12 protein-coding genes are annotated in these 15,322 nt (G+C 65.5%); 6 read left to right on the top strand and 6 right to left on the bottom strand.

Annotated features, from left to right (window positions below):
- Positions 1 to 108: 108 nt before the first annotated feature.
- Positions 109 to 504: a tetratricopeptide repeat protein gene (locus tag KUH32_RS08940; RefSeq protein WP_431358189.1), complete on the top strand. Its 396-nt coding sequence runs from the start codon at positions 109 to 111 to the stop codon at positions 502 to 504.
- A gap of 197 nt (positions 505 to 701) precedes the next feature.
- Here the strand turns inward: KUH32_RS08940 and dctP are convergent, their stop codons facing one another.
- The 6 genes from dctP to KUH32_RS08970 form a co-directional block, all read right to left on the bottom strand.
- The gene (gene dctP, locus KUH32_RS08945) at positions 702 to 1,760 is read right to left on the bottom strand and encodes a TRAP transporter substrate-binding protein DctP (protein ID WP_217777686.1); all 1,059 of its coding nucleotides are present in this window, start codon (positions 1,758 to 1,760) and stop codon (positions 702 to 704) included.
- Positions 1,761 to 1,817: 57 nt separating this feature from the next.
- Positions 1,818 to 3,107: a TRAP transporter large permease gene (locus KUH32_RS08950; RefSeq protein WP_217777687.1), complete on the bottom strand. Its 1,290-nt coding sequence runs from the start codon at positions 3,105 to 3,107 to the stop codon at positions 1,818 to 1,820.
- On the bottom strand, positions 3,107 to 3,691 hold the full coding sequence (locus tag KUH32_RS08955) for a TRAP transporter small permease (RefSeq protein ID WP_217777688.1): 585 nt from the start codon (positions 3,689 to 3,691) through the stop codon (positions 3,107 to 3,109). Before KUH32_RS08955 ends, KUH32_RS08950 begins: the two co-directional genes overlap by 1 nt.
- A 59-nt stretch (positions 3,692 to 3,750) precedes the next feature.
- Positions 3,751 to 4,257, bottom strand: coding sequence for a flavin reductase family protein (locus KUH32_RS08960; RefSeq protein ID WP_217777689.1), 507 nt, complete (start codon positions 4,255 to 4,257; stop codon positions 3,751 to 3,753).
- A gap of 3 nt (positions 4,258 to 4,260) precedes the next feature.
- On the bottom strand, positions 4,261 to 5,148 hold the full coding sequence (locus KUH32_RS08965; RefSeq protein ID WP_217777690.1) for an aldo/keto reductase: 888 nt from the start codon (positions 5,146 to 5,148) through the stop codon (positions 4,261 to 4,263).
- Positions 5,149 to 5,255: 107 nt separating this feature from the next.
- On the bottom strand, positions 5,256 to 6,410 hold the full coding sequence (locus KUH32_RS08970; protein ID WP_217777691.1) for an LLM class flavin-dependent oxidoreductase: 1,155 nt from the start codon (positions 6,408 to 6,410) through the stop codon (positions 5,256 to 5,258).
- Between the two features lie 87 nt (positions 6,411 to 6,497).
- Here KUH32_RS08970 and KUH32_RS08975 point away from each other — a divergent pair, with 87 nt between their 5' ends.
- From KUH32_RS08975 to KUH32_RS08995, 5 genes are all read left to right on the top strand, one after another.
- Positions 6,498 to 7,196 (top strand): GntR family transcriptional regulator, encoded by a 699-nt coding sequence (locus KUH32_RS08975; protein ID WP_217777692.1) that lies wholly within the window; start codon positions 6,498 to 6,500, stop codon positions 7,194 to 7,196.
- Positions 7,193 to 8,299: a Gfo/Idh/MocA family protein gene (locus KUH32_RS08980; protein ID WP_217777693.1), complete on the top strand. Its 1,107-nt coding sequence runs from the start codon at positions 7,193 to 7,195 to the stop codon at positions 8,297 to 8,299. Before KUH32_RS08975 ends, KUH32_RS08980 begins: the two co-directional genes overlap by 4 nt.
- A 196-nt stretch (positions 8,300 to 8,495) precedes the next feature.
- Positions 8,496 to 11,693, top strand: coding sequence for a beta strand repeat-containing protein (locus KUH32_RS08985; RefSeq protein WP_217777694.1), 3,198 nt, complete (start codon positions 8,496 to 8,498; stop codon positions 11,691 to 11,693).
- A 95-nt stretch (positions 11,694 to 11,788) separates the two neighbouring features.
- Positions 11,789 to 13,105 (top strand): TolC family protein, encoded by a 1,317-nt coding sequence (locus KUH32_RS08990; protein WP_254899010.1) that lies wholly within the window; start codon positions 11,789 to 11,791, stop codon positions 13,103 to 13,105.
- A 56-nt stretch (positions 13,106 to 13,161) separates the two neighbouring features.
- Positions 13,162 to 15,321: an ATP-binding cassette domain-containing protein gene (locus KUH32_RS08995; protein ID WP_431358190.1), complete on the top strand. Its 2,160-nt coding sequence runs from the start codon at positions 13,162 to 13,164 to the stop codon at positions 15,319 to 15,321.
- The last annotated feature ends 1 nt before the right edge of the window (position 15,322 follow it).

Genomic DNA, 15,322 nt, shown 5'->3' on the forward strand with positions numbered 1-15,322 from the left:
GAAATGAGCAATCTGTCCCGAAATGCCTTCGTTCGGGTCGTGTTGGTCACCCTGTCGCTGCTTGCGGCGGCGCCGACGTCCGCCGATATCGAAGAAGCGCGTGACCTGATGGAGGCCGGCCGTTTTGTCGAGGCGCGTGACGCGCTGTGGCCCGCGGCGCGGTCCGGGAATGCCGATGCCGAGGAGCTCATCGGGGTCATGTATGCCCTGGGCCTCGGCGTTGAGCAGGACTATGTCCGCGCTTTCGAGTGGTATCTGCGTAGCGCGATGAAGGGCCATCCCGGCGCGCAATCCGGCGTCGGGTGGTATTACGAGACCGGGCTCGGCCTGCCGGCCCCCGATCTGGTTCGCGCCTACCTTTGGTACAGGCTCAGCACCATCGGGGGCGACCCCGATGCCGCGATTTCGGTCGAAGAGGTGGCCAAGAAGATGACCCCCGAAGAGATTGAATACGCTCATGATCTAATCAACGATTATAAAATTTGGCTCTATCCGTTCCGCTAGTGTGCCGTTCACGGTCCCGTGAAGCAAGGATTCGCATTCGGAACAGGCGATATTTTCCAGATCAATTCCGGAATAGCCGACCTTTGCGGCATTGTTGCGGGATCCAGGACAATACCTGCTGTCCGCCACGCCTGAACACGCATGAAAAAAGCCGCGCCCGGTCGGGGCGCGGCTTTGGTATTCCGGTATCCTTCCGGTCAGTTCAGGTCCGACTCGTAGGCCTTGGCCAGCTCCGCTTCGGCCGCGGCTACCGCGGCGGTCAGCGCCTCGTAGATTTCGGGGCCGCCGGTCACGTTTTCCTGGAACCAGGCGAAAACCGGCTCGGCCGCGGCCTTGAACGCGGCCTTTTCTTCGGGCGAGGGGACATAGACGTCACCGCCAGCGGCGAGGAATTCCTGGTAGGCCTGGATCGACTTGCGCTTGGGCGAGGCAAAGGTGGCCTGCTGGAGCGCGGCGAAGCCGTCGACCACGACCTTGCGCATCTCTTCGGGCATGCCGAGGAACTTTTCGTTGTTCATCACCCAGATCGCGCCCATGTAGGCGTGACCGTCCAGTGTCAGGTATTTCAGGCCGGCTTCGGGGAACTTCATGTTCATGATGTCGGTGATGCCGTTCGCGGTGCCCTCGACCACCTTGGTCTGCAGCGACGTGAACAGCTCGGGCCATGAAATCGGGGTCGGTGATGCACCCATGGCCTTGACCAGTTCCTGCGGCAGGTCGGCGACCACCGTGCGCATCTTGAGACCGGTGAGGTCGGCCGGACCGGTGACCCGGCGCTCGGTATTGGCGAAGCCGCGCCAGCCGCCGGTGTTGCCGATGGTCATGATGCGGATGGTGTTGCCGGAATCGGCCAGTGCCATGTCGCGCATCTTGCGGGTGAAATCACCCGACAGCACCATCTCGGCCACGCGGTCGTCCGACATCAGGTAGGGCAGGTCCAGCACCTGAACGTACGGAAAGATGCCCGCCGCGCCACCCGAGGTGGTGACGAAGACGTCGATCGTGCCGTCGGCCACGCCCTGCAGGCATTCCGCGCCGCCCGAGCAAAGCTGCGTGCCGATGAACAGCTCGACCGCGATCGCGCCGTTCGATGCCTTTTCGACGTAATCCTTGAAGACGACCAGGCCGTCATAGTCTTCGTCGTTCTCGTTCGAGTTCGCGGTGGCGCGGATGGTGAAATCCTGCGCGGCGGCGATGGTCGCCCCGCCCGCCAGCAGCGCCGCAGTCAGCGTCGCCTTGATGAGACCGTTGATCATGGTTTTTCTCTCCCTGTTGGTCTTGGTCCGTATTGGGCCATGCGGCCCGGTTGATCGTCAATCCGCAAACCCCGTGAGCCTGGGGATCGTCATGGAAATCTCGGGGATGAAGGTGATCAGGAAGATCACCAGGATCTCGACGGCAAGGAAGGGCAAAATCGCCTTGGAAATCGTTTCGACCTTTTCGCCGCTGACCGACGAGGCGACGAACAGCACCAGCCCCATCGGCGGCGTGGCAAGGCCCACGGTCAGGTTGACGCTCATGATGATGGCGAAGTGGATCGGATCGATGCCAAGGTCGGTGAAGATCGGCGCCAGGATCGGGCCGAGGATGATGATCGCCGGGCCCGCGTCCAGGAACATGCCGACGACGAACAGCAGCAGGTTGATCAGGAACAGCAGGACCAGCGGATTTTCCGAAAGCGACAGGATGTAGGCGGCCAGGATTTCAGGGGTGTGGCTGAGGCTGACCACGGTCTTGAACGCCATCGCGGCGCCGACCAGCAGCAAAACCACGGCCGAGGTCATCGCGGCCTGGCTCAGGACGTCGGGCAGGTCGCGCAGGCGCAGCGTGCGCAGAACGAACATGCCGATGATGATCGCGTAGGCCACCGCCACGGCGGCGGCCTCGGTGGGTGTGAACACCCCGCCCAGGATGCCGCCCAGGATGATGACCGGGGTCATCAACGGGAAGAACGCCTTGAGGCTGGCCTGTCCGCGTTCGCCCCAGGTCGCCTTGTTGCGCGAGGCCGGAAAGTCGTAGCGGTCGGCCATGAACTTGACCATGACCATCAGGCCGACGCCCACCAGGATTCCCGGGACGATCCCGGCCAGGAACAGCGCGGCGACGGATTCGCCCATCACGTAGGCATAGATGATCATGATGCCCGAAGGCGGAATGATCGGCCCGATCACCGAAGATGCGGCGGTGATCGCGGCGGCGAAGCGGCGGGTATAGCCTTCCTTCTGCATCGCGGGGATCAGCATCGAGCCGAGCGCCGAGGTATCGGCGACCGCCGAACCGGAAAGACCCGCGAACAGCATCGAGGACAGCACGTTGACATGCGCCAGACCGCCGCGCAGGTGGCCCATCAGCGCCTGGCTGAATTCGACCAGCCGTTCGGTGATGCCGCCGCGATTCATCAACTCGCCCGCGAGCATGAAGAACGGGATCGCCATCAGCGGAAAGCTGTCCATGCCGTTGTAGACGTTGCGGTAGAGCAGGGCGAGATCGCGCTCCTGCCCGTTCAGCATCAGCAGGATGCCCGGTGCGGCGAGCATCCCGAAGAACACCGGCAGACCGATCATCAGGAACAGCAGGAAAAGGGGAAGGAACCAGACCAGCATCATTCCACCGTGAGATCAGCGTGCATTTGTGGGCGAAGGCGGTCTTCGCCGCCCAGAAGGGTCACGACCTGGCGCAGGATCAGTTCGATATTCACCGCCAGCAGCAGCCAGAGCCCGACATACAGCGACATGTACATCCAGGCGAGTTTCAGCTTGAACCCCTTCTGGCCGATCAATTCCATCGGCACGTAGAGCGAGGACGAGGCGAAGAGCCAGCCGGAGTTGACGTGCTTGATGCCGAATTGCAGACCCACGATCAGCACGAGGCCCGACAGGATCAGCAGCGCCAGCGCCAGCGTCGCGCCAAGCGCGCGCGGCAGCAGCGCCGTCAGCATGTCGATCGCCACGAACCCGCCGCGCCGATACGCGGTCGGCGCCATCAGGCCGGTCATCCACAGCATCAGGAAGCGGGCCAGTTCCTCGGGCCAGGGCTGGGCGTTGTTCAGCACGTAGCGGAAAAAGACCTGTGCCAGGATCGCGACCACCATCAGTGCGATGCAGGCGATGCCGATCCAGCGCCCGATCCGCAGGACATGGTCCAGTGCGAATTGCAGGGGGCGCAGGATCCCCAGCAATGCGGCCATAGGCCGTCCCTCCCTTGTGGCGGGCGCAAGCGGCTCCTCTCCGCCTGCATCCCTGTTGTTCACGACGGTTCGGTGAAACCGCCGTATTGGCCGCCGAAGAACAGCAGCGGGGTGCCGGCACGCGTGCTGACGCGGGTCACGCGGGCGACGACGATCGAGTGATCGCCGCCATCGTGCACCGCGTGCTGCGTGCATTCGAATCGCGACAGGCAATTGTTGATCAACGGCACGCCGTTCGGTCCGGTTTCCCAGTCCAGCCCGTCGAACGCGTCGCCCCGGCGGGCAAATCCGCTGCAGATATGGGCCTGTTCGGCGCCCATGACGTGCACGGCGAAATTGTCGGCGGCCATGAAGAAGGGGTAGCGCGTCGAACTTTTGGCCGGAGACCACAGCACAAGCGGCGGGTCCAGCGACACGCTGGCGAAGCTGTTGGCGGTAATACCCAGCGGACCGGCGCGCGTGGCACAGGTCACGACGGTCACGCCGGTACCGAACCGGCCCAGGGCATCGCGAAAGGCGCGGCTGTCCCTGGTGGACGGGTCGAAGCTGGAGGACAGCGCGTTCATCGTTCAGGCGACCTCGTGTCCGAGGGCGAGGGTGTATAGGTCAAACCATGTCTCCCGATCCATGCGGACCTTCGCAGCATCGCCGATGCGGGCGATCCGGTCCAGATTATTGGTGCCGAGGACAGGTAGGATGCGGGCTGGATGGGCCAAGAGCCAGGCGACCGCGACGGCGGCGTCGTCGGTGCCCTGTTCCGCGCCGATCTCGCTCAGGCGGGCACGCAGAGCGGTGTGCTTGCCGTCGAACAGGGCGCCGCCGCCCAGGGGCGACCAGGCCATGATCGGCTGGCCGTGGCGCTGGTGGAATGCGACATCGCCGTTGGTGAAGGGCGTGTGGTGCAGCAGGCTGATCTCGATCTGGTTGGTCACCAGGGGCGTTTTCATCGCCGATTGCAGCAATTCCCAGTCCCAGGGCCGGAAGTTCGACACCCCGACGGCGCGGACCTTGCCGGATTTCACAACTTCGTCCAGCGCGGCGCCGGTCTCGAAATGATCCATCATCGGATCGGGGCGATGGATCAGCAGCAGGTCGATATGGTCGATCTTCATCAGCCGCAGCGAATGGTCGACCGAGGCCAGGATATGCGCGCGCGAGGTGTCGTAGTGCTTGACGCGGGCATCGGCGTAACGCCCGACCGGCGCGACGATGTCGCATTTCGTGACGATCTCGATCCGGTGGCGCAGCTCGGGCGTCAGTGCGTTGCCCAGGATCTCCTCGGCCTCGTAGCCGCCATAGATGTCGGCCTGGTCCATCGTCGTGATGCCCTGGTCGAGACAGGCGGCGATCTTATTGCGGACGTGGTCGGCGGTGGTGTTGTCGTCATCGCCGAGGCGCCACATGCCGTAGACCAGGCGGCTCATCTCCAGCGCGTCGTTCAGTCTGATCCGGTCCATCTCGTGTCCATCGTCTTCGTCCTCCGAACACCCGGCCCCCAGCCGGGGCTTCGTGTCGGCGGCATTTGTTCCGTGATGTCCCGGATCAGGTCCGGGACTGCGGTATTCTATCGGCGCTCGCCGGCGCCCAGCGGCGTCAGCGGCGTTTGCTTGGGCACGCGCCCATAGGCCTCGGGCAGCGAGCAGGTTTTCAGCTGCGGCAGCACGCGGCTGCCGAAGTGCCGACATTCGTCCAGATGCGGGTAGCCCGAGAAGATGAAGGCGCGGATGCCCATCTTGCGGTATTGCTCGATCTCGCTCAGCACCTGGTCGGTGGACCCCACCAGCGCCGCGCCGCAGCCCGAGCGCGCCCGGCCGATCCCGGTCCAGAGATGCGGCTCGACATAGCCGAACTGGTCGGCCAGTTCCCGCGCGCGCGCCTGGTGGCTGACGCCAAGCGAACCGCTGTCCAGCGCCCGTTCGCGGATAAGCTTGCCGTATTCGTCGTTCAATTTGGACACGATGTAGTCGGCGTATTCCCGGGCCTCGGCCTCGGTGTCGCGGACGACCATGTGCACGCGCAGGCCGTAATCCAGCGTGCGGTCGGATTTCTCGGCCACCGCGTTCACCGCCTTCATCCGCTCGGCGATCTGGTCCTTGGGTTCTGGCCACATCAGGTAGACGTCGCAATGCTGGCCGCACAGGTCCAGCGCGTCGGGGGAATAGCCGCCGAAATAGAGCATTGGTCCCCCGGTCTGGTAGGGCTTGGCCGGATCGGTGGTCAGGCCATGGAACTGATAGACCTGGCCATCGTAGTTGATTTCATCCTGCGTCCAGGCCTGCTTGAGGATTTCCACCACCTCGCGCGACCGTTGATAGCGATACCTGCTTTCGGCCTTTTCGCCCGGGAAATCGGACGAAATGATGTTCACCGTCAACCGGCCTTGCAGCATGTGGTCCAGCGTGGCGATGGTTCGGGCCAGCATGATCGGCTGCATCTCGCCGCAACGAACGGCGGCCAGCAGGTTGATCCGGTCGGTGATCGGCGCGCAGCCTGCCACGAAGGACAGCGTGTCCTGCCCGACCTGGTAGGACGACGGGCAGAGGATGTTGCGAAAGCCCTGTGCCTCGGCCTCTTTCACGATGCCCGAGCAATGCGCCCAGGACGAGCGCAGGTTGCCGTCGGGCACGCCCAGGAACTGGTAGTCGTCCGAGCAGAGCGCGGCGAACCAAGACACTTCGGCGGCGTCGAGATCCGGAGAGGTGATGGGAACAACCGTCATAACATGCCTCTGACATGCGTCATTTTGTCTTGCGTAGCACTGGCGATGATGTAGATCAATAGTGTATCAATTTGCTGCCGACCAAAGATGGACCGTCACGCTCTTCCCCTGCACATCCAGATCAGCGAAATGCTGATCCGCGAAATCCAGTCGGGCCGGCTGGTGGATGGCGAACGGCTTCCGCCGGAACGGGCCTTTGCCGAACGGTTGGGGATTTCCGTGGGCACGTTGCGCAAGGCCTTGGCCGACCTGGCTGACAAGGGATTGTTGGAGCGCGTGCAAGGGTCGGGCAACTACGTGCGCGCACGGGCCGACGTCAAATCGGTCTACGCGTTCTTCCGTGTCGAACGTGTCGAAGGCGGCGGATTGCCGACTGCCGAGATCCTGTCCGTGGACCGTGTGCGCAAGGACGGTGTCCTGCCCGCATTCGGCACCAGCGCCGAGGCGCATCGCATCCGGCGATTGCGGCGGTTGGGCAACGTGCCGGCCGTTCTGGAAGAAATCTGGCTGGACGGGGATTATGCCCCGACGCTCACCCGTGACGACCTGTCGGAGTCGCTTTACCTGTTCTACCGCGAATCGCTGGGGCTGTGGATCACCCGGGCCGAGGACCGGCTGGGACTGGACGTCGTGCCCGACTGGTCGCCGCAATCCTTCGGCCCGCCGCGCGGTTCGCAGACGCTGATGGCGACGCGGATCAGCTGGGCGCAGGACGGTGCCCGGGCCGAGGTGTCTCGCAACTGGATCGATACGGAGGTCGCCCGGTACGTGGCGCGGATCGCATGAAGGACAACACAGTGACCCAGGACGTGGTGAATTACGGCATCATCGGCTGCGGCATGATGGGGCAGGAGCATCTGCGCAACATCGCCCTGTTGCCCGGTGCCCGCGCCGCGGCGATCTACGAGCCGAACGCGTTGATGGCGAACGCGGCCAAGGCGATCGCTCCGAACGCGCGGTTGTGCGAGTCGATCGAGGACCTGCTGTCGGACGACCTGCACTGCCTGCTGGTGGCCAGCCCCAACCACCTGCACGTCGCCCAACTCGAGGAAATCGCCGCGCGGCGCCCGCTGCCGTTGCTGATGGAAAAGCCGCTGTTCACGCACGAGACCGATGCGGACCGGATGGACCGGCTGGCGGCCAGCTACCCGGCGCCGATCTGGGTGGCGATGGAATACCGCTACATGCCGCCGATCCAGACCTTCCTGGACCAGTTGGACCGGGCCACTGGCCGCGTCACAATGTTCACGATCCGCGAACACCGCTTCCCTTTCCTGCCCAAGGTGGGCGACTGGAACCGGTTCAACCGAAACACCGGCGGTACGCTGGTCGAGAAATGCTGCCATTTCTTCGACCTGATGCGGCTGGTGCTGAGGTCCGATCCGGTGCGCGTCATGGCCAGCGCCGGGCAAGAGGTGAACCATCTCGACGAGGATTACGGCGGCGAGCGCCCCGACATCTGGGACAGCGCCTATGTGATCGTCGATTTCGCCAGCGGCGCGCGGGCAATGCTGGAGTTGTGCATGTATGCCGAAGGCGCGAAGTACCAGGAGGAGCTGTCGGCCGTGGGTCCGAATGGCAAGATCGAGGCCTTCGTGCCCGGCCCGGGCCGGTTCTGGCCCACCCATCTGGGAATCCCGCCCACCGCGCAGGTGGTGGTCAGCCCACGCCACCCCAAGGGTCCGCAGGCCGTCGATATCCCGGTGGAACCGGCCTTGCTCGATGCCGGTGACCACAATGGCTCGACCTTTTACCAGCACCAGCGCTTTCTCGATGTCGTGCGCGGCAAGATCGCGCCCGAAGTCAGTGCTTTGGATGGCGCCTGGGCGGTTCGGGTGGGTCTTGCGGCGCAAGAATCGGCGATGACCGGGCAGGCCGTGACGCTGTGATCGGCGCCGGCCGCACCGCCCGGAACATGCTGCAGCGCAGTGTGTCGCGACCACAATACTGCGTGCGCGATTGCAAACTTCCCCCCCAGATGCGCCAATTCGTTCTAGCGATTGTGGCGAAAATGCGTTAAGCACGCCTCAGAACAATATGCGGCCGCAGAAAAAAATGGCCGTGCAGAGGTAGAGCGGTGACATCATGAATGCGATTGATTTCGTAGTCCGCACCCCCGTGGGTGCGGTGCAACGTGGTACGGTTGGCGGAGAAGGCCAAGGTTTCGTGATCCCGGCGGGATCGGGCGACCATATCTCTCTGAAACTTCTTCCGGTCGATGTGCGCGGCTACGACCGCGCCGGCGCGGATCTGCTGGTGACGCTGGCCGATGGGCGCGTCGTCGTTTTGCAGAACTATTTCGCGGGCGGGATCGACGGCGACGCGCAGCTGTTCCTGAGCTCGCACGGGACGCTTGTCGCAGTCGATCTGAACGACGATGCCGGCACGCTGGTCGCGCAATACGCGGCCTCGGACAGTTGGGGTAAATGGAGCCCGAACGACGCGCTGATCTTTTACGACGATCCGACCGTCGTCGCGAACGCGGCCTATGCCGAAGACGAGGAAGTGTCGATGCTGGCCGCCGGTCTGCTGGGCACCGGGGCCTTGGGCCTGGGTGGCGCCGGCGCCGCGGCCTTGGGCGGCGCAGCCGCTCTGGGAGCGCTGCGCGGCGGCAATGGCGGCAACGGTGGAGGCAGCGGTGGCGGCGGTGGTGGCACCACGTGGACGCCGCCCACCGTCAACGATCCGGACGCCGAACTGGCGATCTCGGGATCCGACGATCCGTCGATCACCGTCACGGGCACCGGCAACGCGGGCTCGACCGTGTCGATCACGATCGGCGATACCACGGTCGAATCGACGGCCGGTGATGGCGACACCTGGGAGGTCGTCTTCGAGGGTGACGATTTTCCGGCCGACGGCGAATACGGAGACCTGACCGTCATCGTCACCGATCCCGACGGCACGGTCACCGAACTGGACGGTCCGAGCGTGGTCATCGATACCACACCGCCGATGATCGATATCCATGACGGCACGGTATCCACGGGCGATCTGTTCAACGCCGAAACCCATCCGGACGGTGTAACTGTCGCGGGTACGGGCGAAGCGGGCGCGACGCTGACCGCAACCGTCGGCGATCATTCCCAGACCGCGACGATCGGCGAGGATGGGACCTGGAGCTTCACCTTCGACGACAGCGTTCTGCCCGGCGGCGAATACGAGACCGAAATCCTGCTGTCCGCGACCGATGCGTTCGGCAACACCACGGTGGTGACCGACACCGTGCTGATCGATACGGTCCCGCATCCCATCAGCATCGACAGCGTCGGCCCCGACAACCTGGTCAATGGCGCGGAAGCCGCAGCGGGTTTCGTCATCACCGGATCGTCGACACCCGGCGCTTCGGTCATGGTGACCTTCGAAGGCCTGTCGCAGGAAGTCGTCGCGGATGCGGCGGGGGTCTGGACGTTGACTGTCGCAGCCGGCACCGTGGCTGACGGCGAGTATACCGCCACCATCACGGCCTCTACCGTTGACGCGGCGGGGAATGCCAGTTCGACCACGTCCGACGTCGGGATCGATACTTTCGGGGCGGTCGCCCTGACCAATGCGCCGCTGACCGGCGACGACGTTGTGAACGCGACCGAACATGGTGCAGGGGTCACCCTGGTCGGCACATCGCAGCCGGGGTCGTCTGTCGCAGTGATGATCGGCGGGGTTACCCTGCCGGCCGCGGTGGCCGCCGACGGCACCTGGAGCGTGACATTCGGATCGGACAACCTGGCGCCCGGCACCTATGCTGCGACGGCGCAGATCACCGCGACCGACAGCGCGGGCAACGTCACCGCCACGTCGCACGCATTCGCCGTCGACACCGAAAACGGCGTGACCGTGAACACCGCCGGCGTCGAAACCGACGGCATCGTCAACGCGGTCGAACGCAGCGACGGCGTGACCCTGACCGGCACGACCGAACCGGGATCCAGCGTGCAGGTCACGCTGGGCGGCGTGACCCTGCCCGCGACTGTCGCCGCGAATGGCAACTGGAGCGTCACCTATCCCGCGTCGCAGATCGCATCCGGGGAAACCCGTGTTCCGGTCACCGCGGTTTCGACCGACGCGGCCGGAAACACCGCCACCGCTTCGGGCGAGGTGCAGGTCGACACATTGGTGCGCAACTTCGCCATGAATGGCGGCGTGGGCGGCGCGGACAGCGTCGTCAACGCCATCGAGGCCGGCGCGGGCATCGCGCTGACCGGTACGACCGAACCGGGTGCATCGATCAGCGTCACCTTTGCCGGGGTCCCGGTCGCAGCCAGCGTCGACGCGACCGGCAACTGGACGGCCTCCGTGCCGACCGGCCTGATCCCCAGGGGCGAGACGACGGCGCGGGTGTCGGTCAGTTCGACCGATATCGCGGGCAATACCGCACAGACCAGCGCCGACATCCGCATCGACACGCTGGTCAACCGGCTGGACATGTCGGGCGCGCCGGTCACCCCGGACAACGTGGTCAACGCCGCCGAGGCGGCGGCAGGTCTGAGCCTGAACGGCACCGTCGAACAGGGGGCGTCGGTCACCGTCACCATCGGCGGAGTGGCCCACGCAGCGGCGGTCGGTGCCGGCGGCGCCTGGTCCGTCGCGATCCCCGGAACGTCGCTGGCCGGTCTCGACGGCGCGGTCGACGTGCTGATCCAGGCCACGGACGCGGCCGGAAACACAAGCAGCATCACCGAAACCATCGCCTTCGACACGACGGCGCCCGAAACACCGGGCTGGGTCGACTACACCCGGGGTCATTCCGGCATCACGTCGATCACCACGGACAGCACCGCGGACAACGTGTCGATCGGCCATGTCCAGAACGGGCTTTTCGGGCCGACGGTCCAGGAGGTCGGTATTTCGACGCAAGTCGATATCCCCGGGCGCGGCACCTATCACGCTTTCAGCGGCAGCGTGCCGGACGGATCGCACCTGGTGGTCACCGCTACCGACGCGGCGGGCAACAGCTCGGGCGCGTACCTGGTGACCGACGATCCCGCGACCTCGGACCTGACCTTCACCGACGCGATGGCGGGCGTCCTGGGCCGGTTCAACATCGAAACCATCGACCTGGAATTCGCCGAGGACACGAACCTGACCATCACCGAGGCGCAGCTGGTCGCCCTGTCGTCCAACTCTGACACGCTGGTCGTGCTTGGCGGGGCCGACGACAGCGTGACGATCACCGGCGCGACCCGCGCAGGCAGCGCGGTGCAGGACGGCCAGGGGTTCAACGTCTTCACGTTGGGCGACGCCACGGTGTTGATCGACGACGATGTCACCAACGTGGTGATCTGAGCCGTCCTGGCGTGACAAGTAACGTCCGGAGGCCCGGCCGAACCGGGCCCCGGATCCCGAGATAACCATAATTCTTGCCGGTCACGGGGGCAGAGATGACGTTGAGCAGGCGAAGCCTGGGCATGATCGCGGCGATCGTCGTCTTGCCCGGGTGCATCAAGGGGACCGGTGACGGTGTGGTGTCGCGCTTCATCGGCGGACCGCAGGTGGCGGCGCCGCAGGAAAGCGCGGCCCAGCCCGCTGTCGCACGCGCCGAAGACGCTTCGCCGATCATCGCGGCACTTCAGGTACGCCCGACGGCGCTGACACCCGGCACGGCCTATGCCCGCATCGCCGACGGCGTGATCGCCTCGGACGCACGGGTGGCCGAGGCCGAGTTGCGTGTCGCGCGGCTGCGCGCCGAGGCCGCCAGGCGCAACTGGCTGCCCCGGATCGGGCCGCGCGTGTCGCTGAATTCGCTGGGTGATTTCGTCGCCGAACTGCTGATCAACCAGGTGCTGTTCGACAACGGCCGCAAGCAGGCCGAGCGTGACCTTGCCAAGGCCGATGTCGAACTGGCGGCCGTGACGCTGGTCGAAGACGGCAACGCGCGGGTGTTCGAGGCGCTGTCGCTTTACCTGAAGGCCGAGGAAGGCCGGACGCGCCAGGCCCATTACGAGGTCGCGCTGCGGGACATGAGCCAGTTCGAATGGGTCATGCAGCAGCGGGTCGAGGGTGGCGTGTCGAACATGGCCGATCTGAACGTGATCCGGCAAAAGCTGGCGTCGATCCGCGCGCGGCAAGGCGAGGCGCAAGAGGCGGTGACAACCGCGATGGCCGAGTTGAACGCCATGTCGGCCGTGCCGCTCGACGATGTGCGCGGCCTGTCCGCGCTGCAACCGGTCGCGGCTGGCCGTGCGTTGGCCGTGCTGCGTGCCGAGGCGGAACGCGACCGCACCCTTGCGGAGGCGCGTATCGCACGGGCCGGTCATCTGCCGGGCCTGTCGGCCACAGGCACCCTTGGCAAGGACGGCCTGAGCGGCGGTTTGGAAGCCGGCTCGGACCAGTTGTTCGGGCTGGGCACGATGGCCGAGCTCAAGGCGCTCGAGGCGACCAAGCTGACGGCAGAGCGCCGGATCGGCGAGGCCGACGAAACCGCCCGCCGCCAGATCGCCTCGCAATCGCGCCAGTTGGAAGCTTTCGAGCGTCAAGCTGCCGAAGCGGCGGCGCTCACGGCGTCGGCAAAACAGAACCTCGACCTGTTCCAGCGTCAATACGAAGGCGGGCAGCGGCAGGTGATGGACGTGGTCAACGTCTACGAGACCTATGCCAGCGCGTTGGAAACCGAAATCGACCTGAAGTACCGGGCCGCCCGTGCCGCGCTGGAACTGGCGCGTCTGCGCGGCGCGCTGGCCGAAGGCGCGCGGATTTGACCGGCGGGCCGGTGATCTCGCTTGCCGGTCGCGCGCGCAACGCGGTTTTTCGCGCGGTGCCGGGTGGTGCGACAGCGGTCGACGGCCCGCGCCCCGCGCCGCGGCACAGCGACAAGGCGGCGAACCGCGCCAGACTGATCCGCATCCTGGCCGGGCGTCTTGGGATCGAGGCCAAGCTGCCCGACATCGTCGAGGCACTGACCCGCGACGCGACGCCCGATGGCCGTTTCGGTGCCGATGCGTTGCTGGGCGGTTTGCGGGCCGCCGGTCTGATCGCCGAAACGCACCGGGTGCAAGCGCTTTCGGCCGATTTCTGGCCCGCGCTGGCGCTGATGGCGAATGGCCAGGTGGTGCTGGTCCTGGGTCAGCAGGATCGCGATCTCGTGGTCTATGACGATACCGCCAAGGACAAGCAAAGCCTGGTTCCGATCGCGGAATTCGGCCCCTATTTCAGCGGGACGGTGCTGTGTGCCGAAGCACCGGTCGCCGCGCTGTCGGAAACCCACGCCAAGGTCGATCGCGACCGGCACTGGTTCTGGGGGCAGTTCAGCCGCTTTTCGCGACATTTCGGCGAAGTGGCGCTTGGCTCGTTCGTGGCCAATATCCTCGCGGTGTCCGTCGCCCTGTTTTCGTTGCAGGTCTACGACCGCGTGATCCCGCACCAAAGCACCGCGACGCTGTGGGTGTTGGCCATCGGTGCGGCATTGGCGCTGATGCTCGAGGGGTTTCTCAAGGTCGCACGGTCGCAATTGCTGGACGGGGCGGGGCGGCAGATCGAGATGGGCGTGCAATCGCTGCTGATGGGCCGGCTGATGGGCATGCGGTCGGACATGCCTGGCCGGTCGCCCGCGCAACTGTTCGCCGCGATGCGGGAATTCGGTTCGGTGCGCGAGTTCTTCACCGCCTCGACCGTCGGCGCGCTGGCCGATATCCCCTTCATCTTCATCTTTCTTGCACTGGTCTGGTCGATCGCGGGCAGCGTCGTCTGGGTGCTGATCGCGGGTGGCATCCTGATGGTGCTGCCGGGCTTTTTCCTGCAACGCCGCATGATCCGGCTGACCCAGGAAATGCAGGGCGCGTCGGCCAGGCAATCGCGGCTGCTGCAGGAAACGGTCTGCGAGCTGGACACGATCAAGACGCAGCGCGGCGAGGATCGCTTCGCACGTATCTGGGACGAATTGACCGCTGTTCAGGCACTGAAAAGCTCGCAGCAACGCAAGCTGTCCGCGGCGCTGAGTTTCTGGAGCCAGGGGGTGCAGCAGGCGACCTATGTCGCGGCGGTGATCGCGGGCACCTTCCTGGTTTTCGCCGGGCAGTTCACCGTGGGCTCGATCATCGCCGTGGGCATCCTGACCTCGCGCACGCTGGCGCCGCTGACCCAGATCTCGGGTATCCTCGCGCGGTGGGGCAACGTCAGGACGGCGCTTGACGGGCTGGATGCCATCGCCGAGGCCGAGCAGGATCGCAGCGTTGCGCGCACCTATCTGCGGCGGGACAATCTGCGGGGCCAGTACGAATTGCGATACGTGACCTTCCGCTACGATCCCGAAGGCGCCGCCGTGCTGGACCTGCCGGGGCTGGCGATCAAGCCGGCGCAGGTTGTGGCCGTTCTGGGTGCCAACGGATCGGGCAAGTCGACGCTGCTCAAGCTGTTGTCGGGTCTCTATGCGCCCGCGACGGGCAAGCTGATGCTGGACGGGGTCGAAATGGGCCAGATCGAGCCGCGCGACCTGCGCAGGCGCATCGGCTACCTGGGTCAGGATGTGCGATTGTTCCACGGGACGCTGCGGGACAACCTGAACCTGACCATGCTGGAACGCGACGACGACCGGCTGTTTTCGGCGCTGGATTTCGCGGGTCTTGGCCAATTCGTGAAAGCCCATCCCAAGGGACTGGACCTTGATATCCTCGATGGCGGGTCGGGCCTGTCCGTGGGCCAGCGCCAAAGCATCGGTTGGGCGCGGCTGTGGCTGCAGGACCCCGATATCTGCCTGCTCGACGAACCGACGGCGGCGCTGGACCAGACGCTGGAACAGACGTTGATCTCGCGGTTGGAACAGTGGCTGCAGGGCCGCACGGCGGTGATTGCCACCCATCGCGTGCCGATCCTGAAACTGGCGTCGCGCACATTGATCCTGGCGAACGGGCGGATGGCCGTGGATGGCCCGCGCGACCAGGTGCTGGAACATCTGCGCACCGCACAGGGGGTGGCGTGAC

It is taken from the genome of Thalassococcus arenae, assembly GCF_019104745.1.
GTDB classification, from domain to species: Bacteria; Pseudomonadota; Alphaproteobacteria; order Rhodobacterales; family Rhodobacteraceae; genus Thalassococcus_B; species Thalassococcus_B arenae.

Excerpts from the sequence above, each read along its gene's own strand:
- KUH32_RS08955 (WP_217777688.1), bottom strand. The coding sequence starts at position 3,691 with ATGGCCGCATTGCTGGGGATCCTGCGCCCCCTGCAATTCGCACTGGAC.
- KUH32_RS08990 (WP_254899010.1), top strand. The coding sequence starts at position 11,789 with ATGACGTTGAGCAGGCGAAGCCTGGGCATGATCGCGGCGATCGTCGTC.
- KUH32_RS08975 (WP_217777692.1), top strand. The coding sequence starts at position 6,498 with ATGGACCGTCACGCTCTTCCCCTGCACATCCAGATCAGCGAAATGCTG.
- KUH32_RS08980 (WP_217777693.1), top strand. The coding sequence starts at position 7,193 with ATGAAGGACAACACAGTGACCCAGGACGTGGTGAATTACGGCATCATC.
- KUH32_RS08965 (WP_217777690.1), bottom strand. The coding sequence starts at position 5,148 with ATGGACCGGATCAGACTGAACGACGCGCTGGAGATGAGCCGCCTGGTC.
- KUH32_RS08970 (WP_217777691.1), bottom strand. The coding sequence starts at position 6,410 with ATGACGGTTGTTCCCATCACCTCTCCGGATCTCGACGCCGCCGAAGTG.
- KUH32_RS08950 (WP_217777687.1), bottom strand. The coding sequence starts at position 3,107 with ATGCTGGTCTGGTTCCTTCCCCTTTTCCTGCTGTTCCTGATGATCGGT.
- KUH32_RS08940 (WP_431358189.1), top strand. The coding sequence starts at position 109 with ATGGAGGCCGGCCGTTTTGTCGAGGCGCGTGACGCGCTGTGGCCCGCG.
- dctP (WP_217777686.1), bottom strand. The coding sequence starts at position 1,760 with ATGATCAACGGTCTCATCAAGGCGACGCTGACTGCGGCGCTGCTGGCG.
- KUH32_RS08985 (WP_217777694.1), top strand. The coding sequence starts at position 8,496 with ATGAATGCGATTGATTTCGTAGTCCGCACCCCCGTGGGTGCGGTGCAA.
- KUH32_RS08960 (WP_217777689.1), bottom strand. The coding sequence starts at position 4,257 with ATGAACGCGCTGTCCTCCAGCTTCGACCCGTCCACCAGGGACAGCCGC.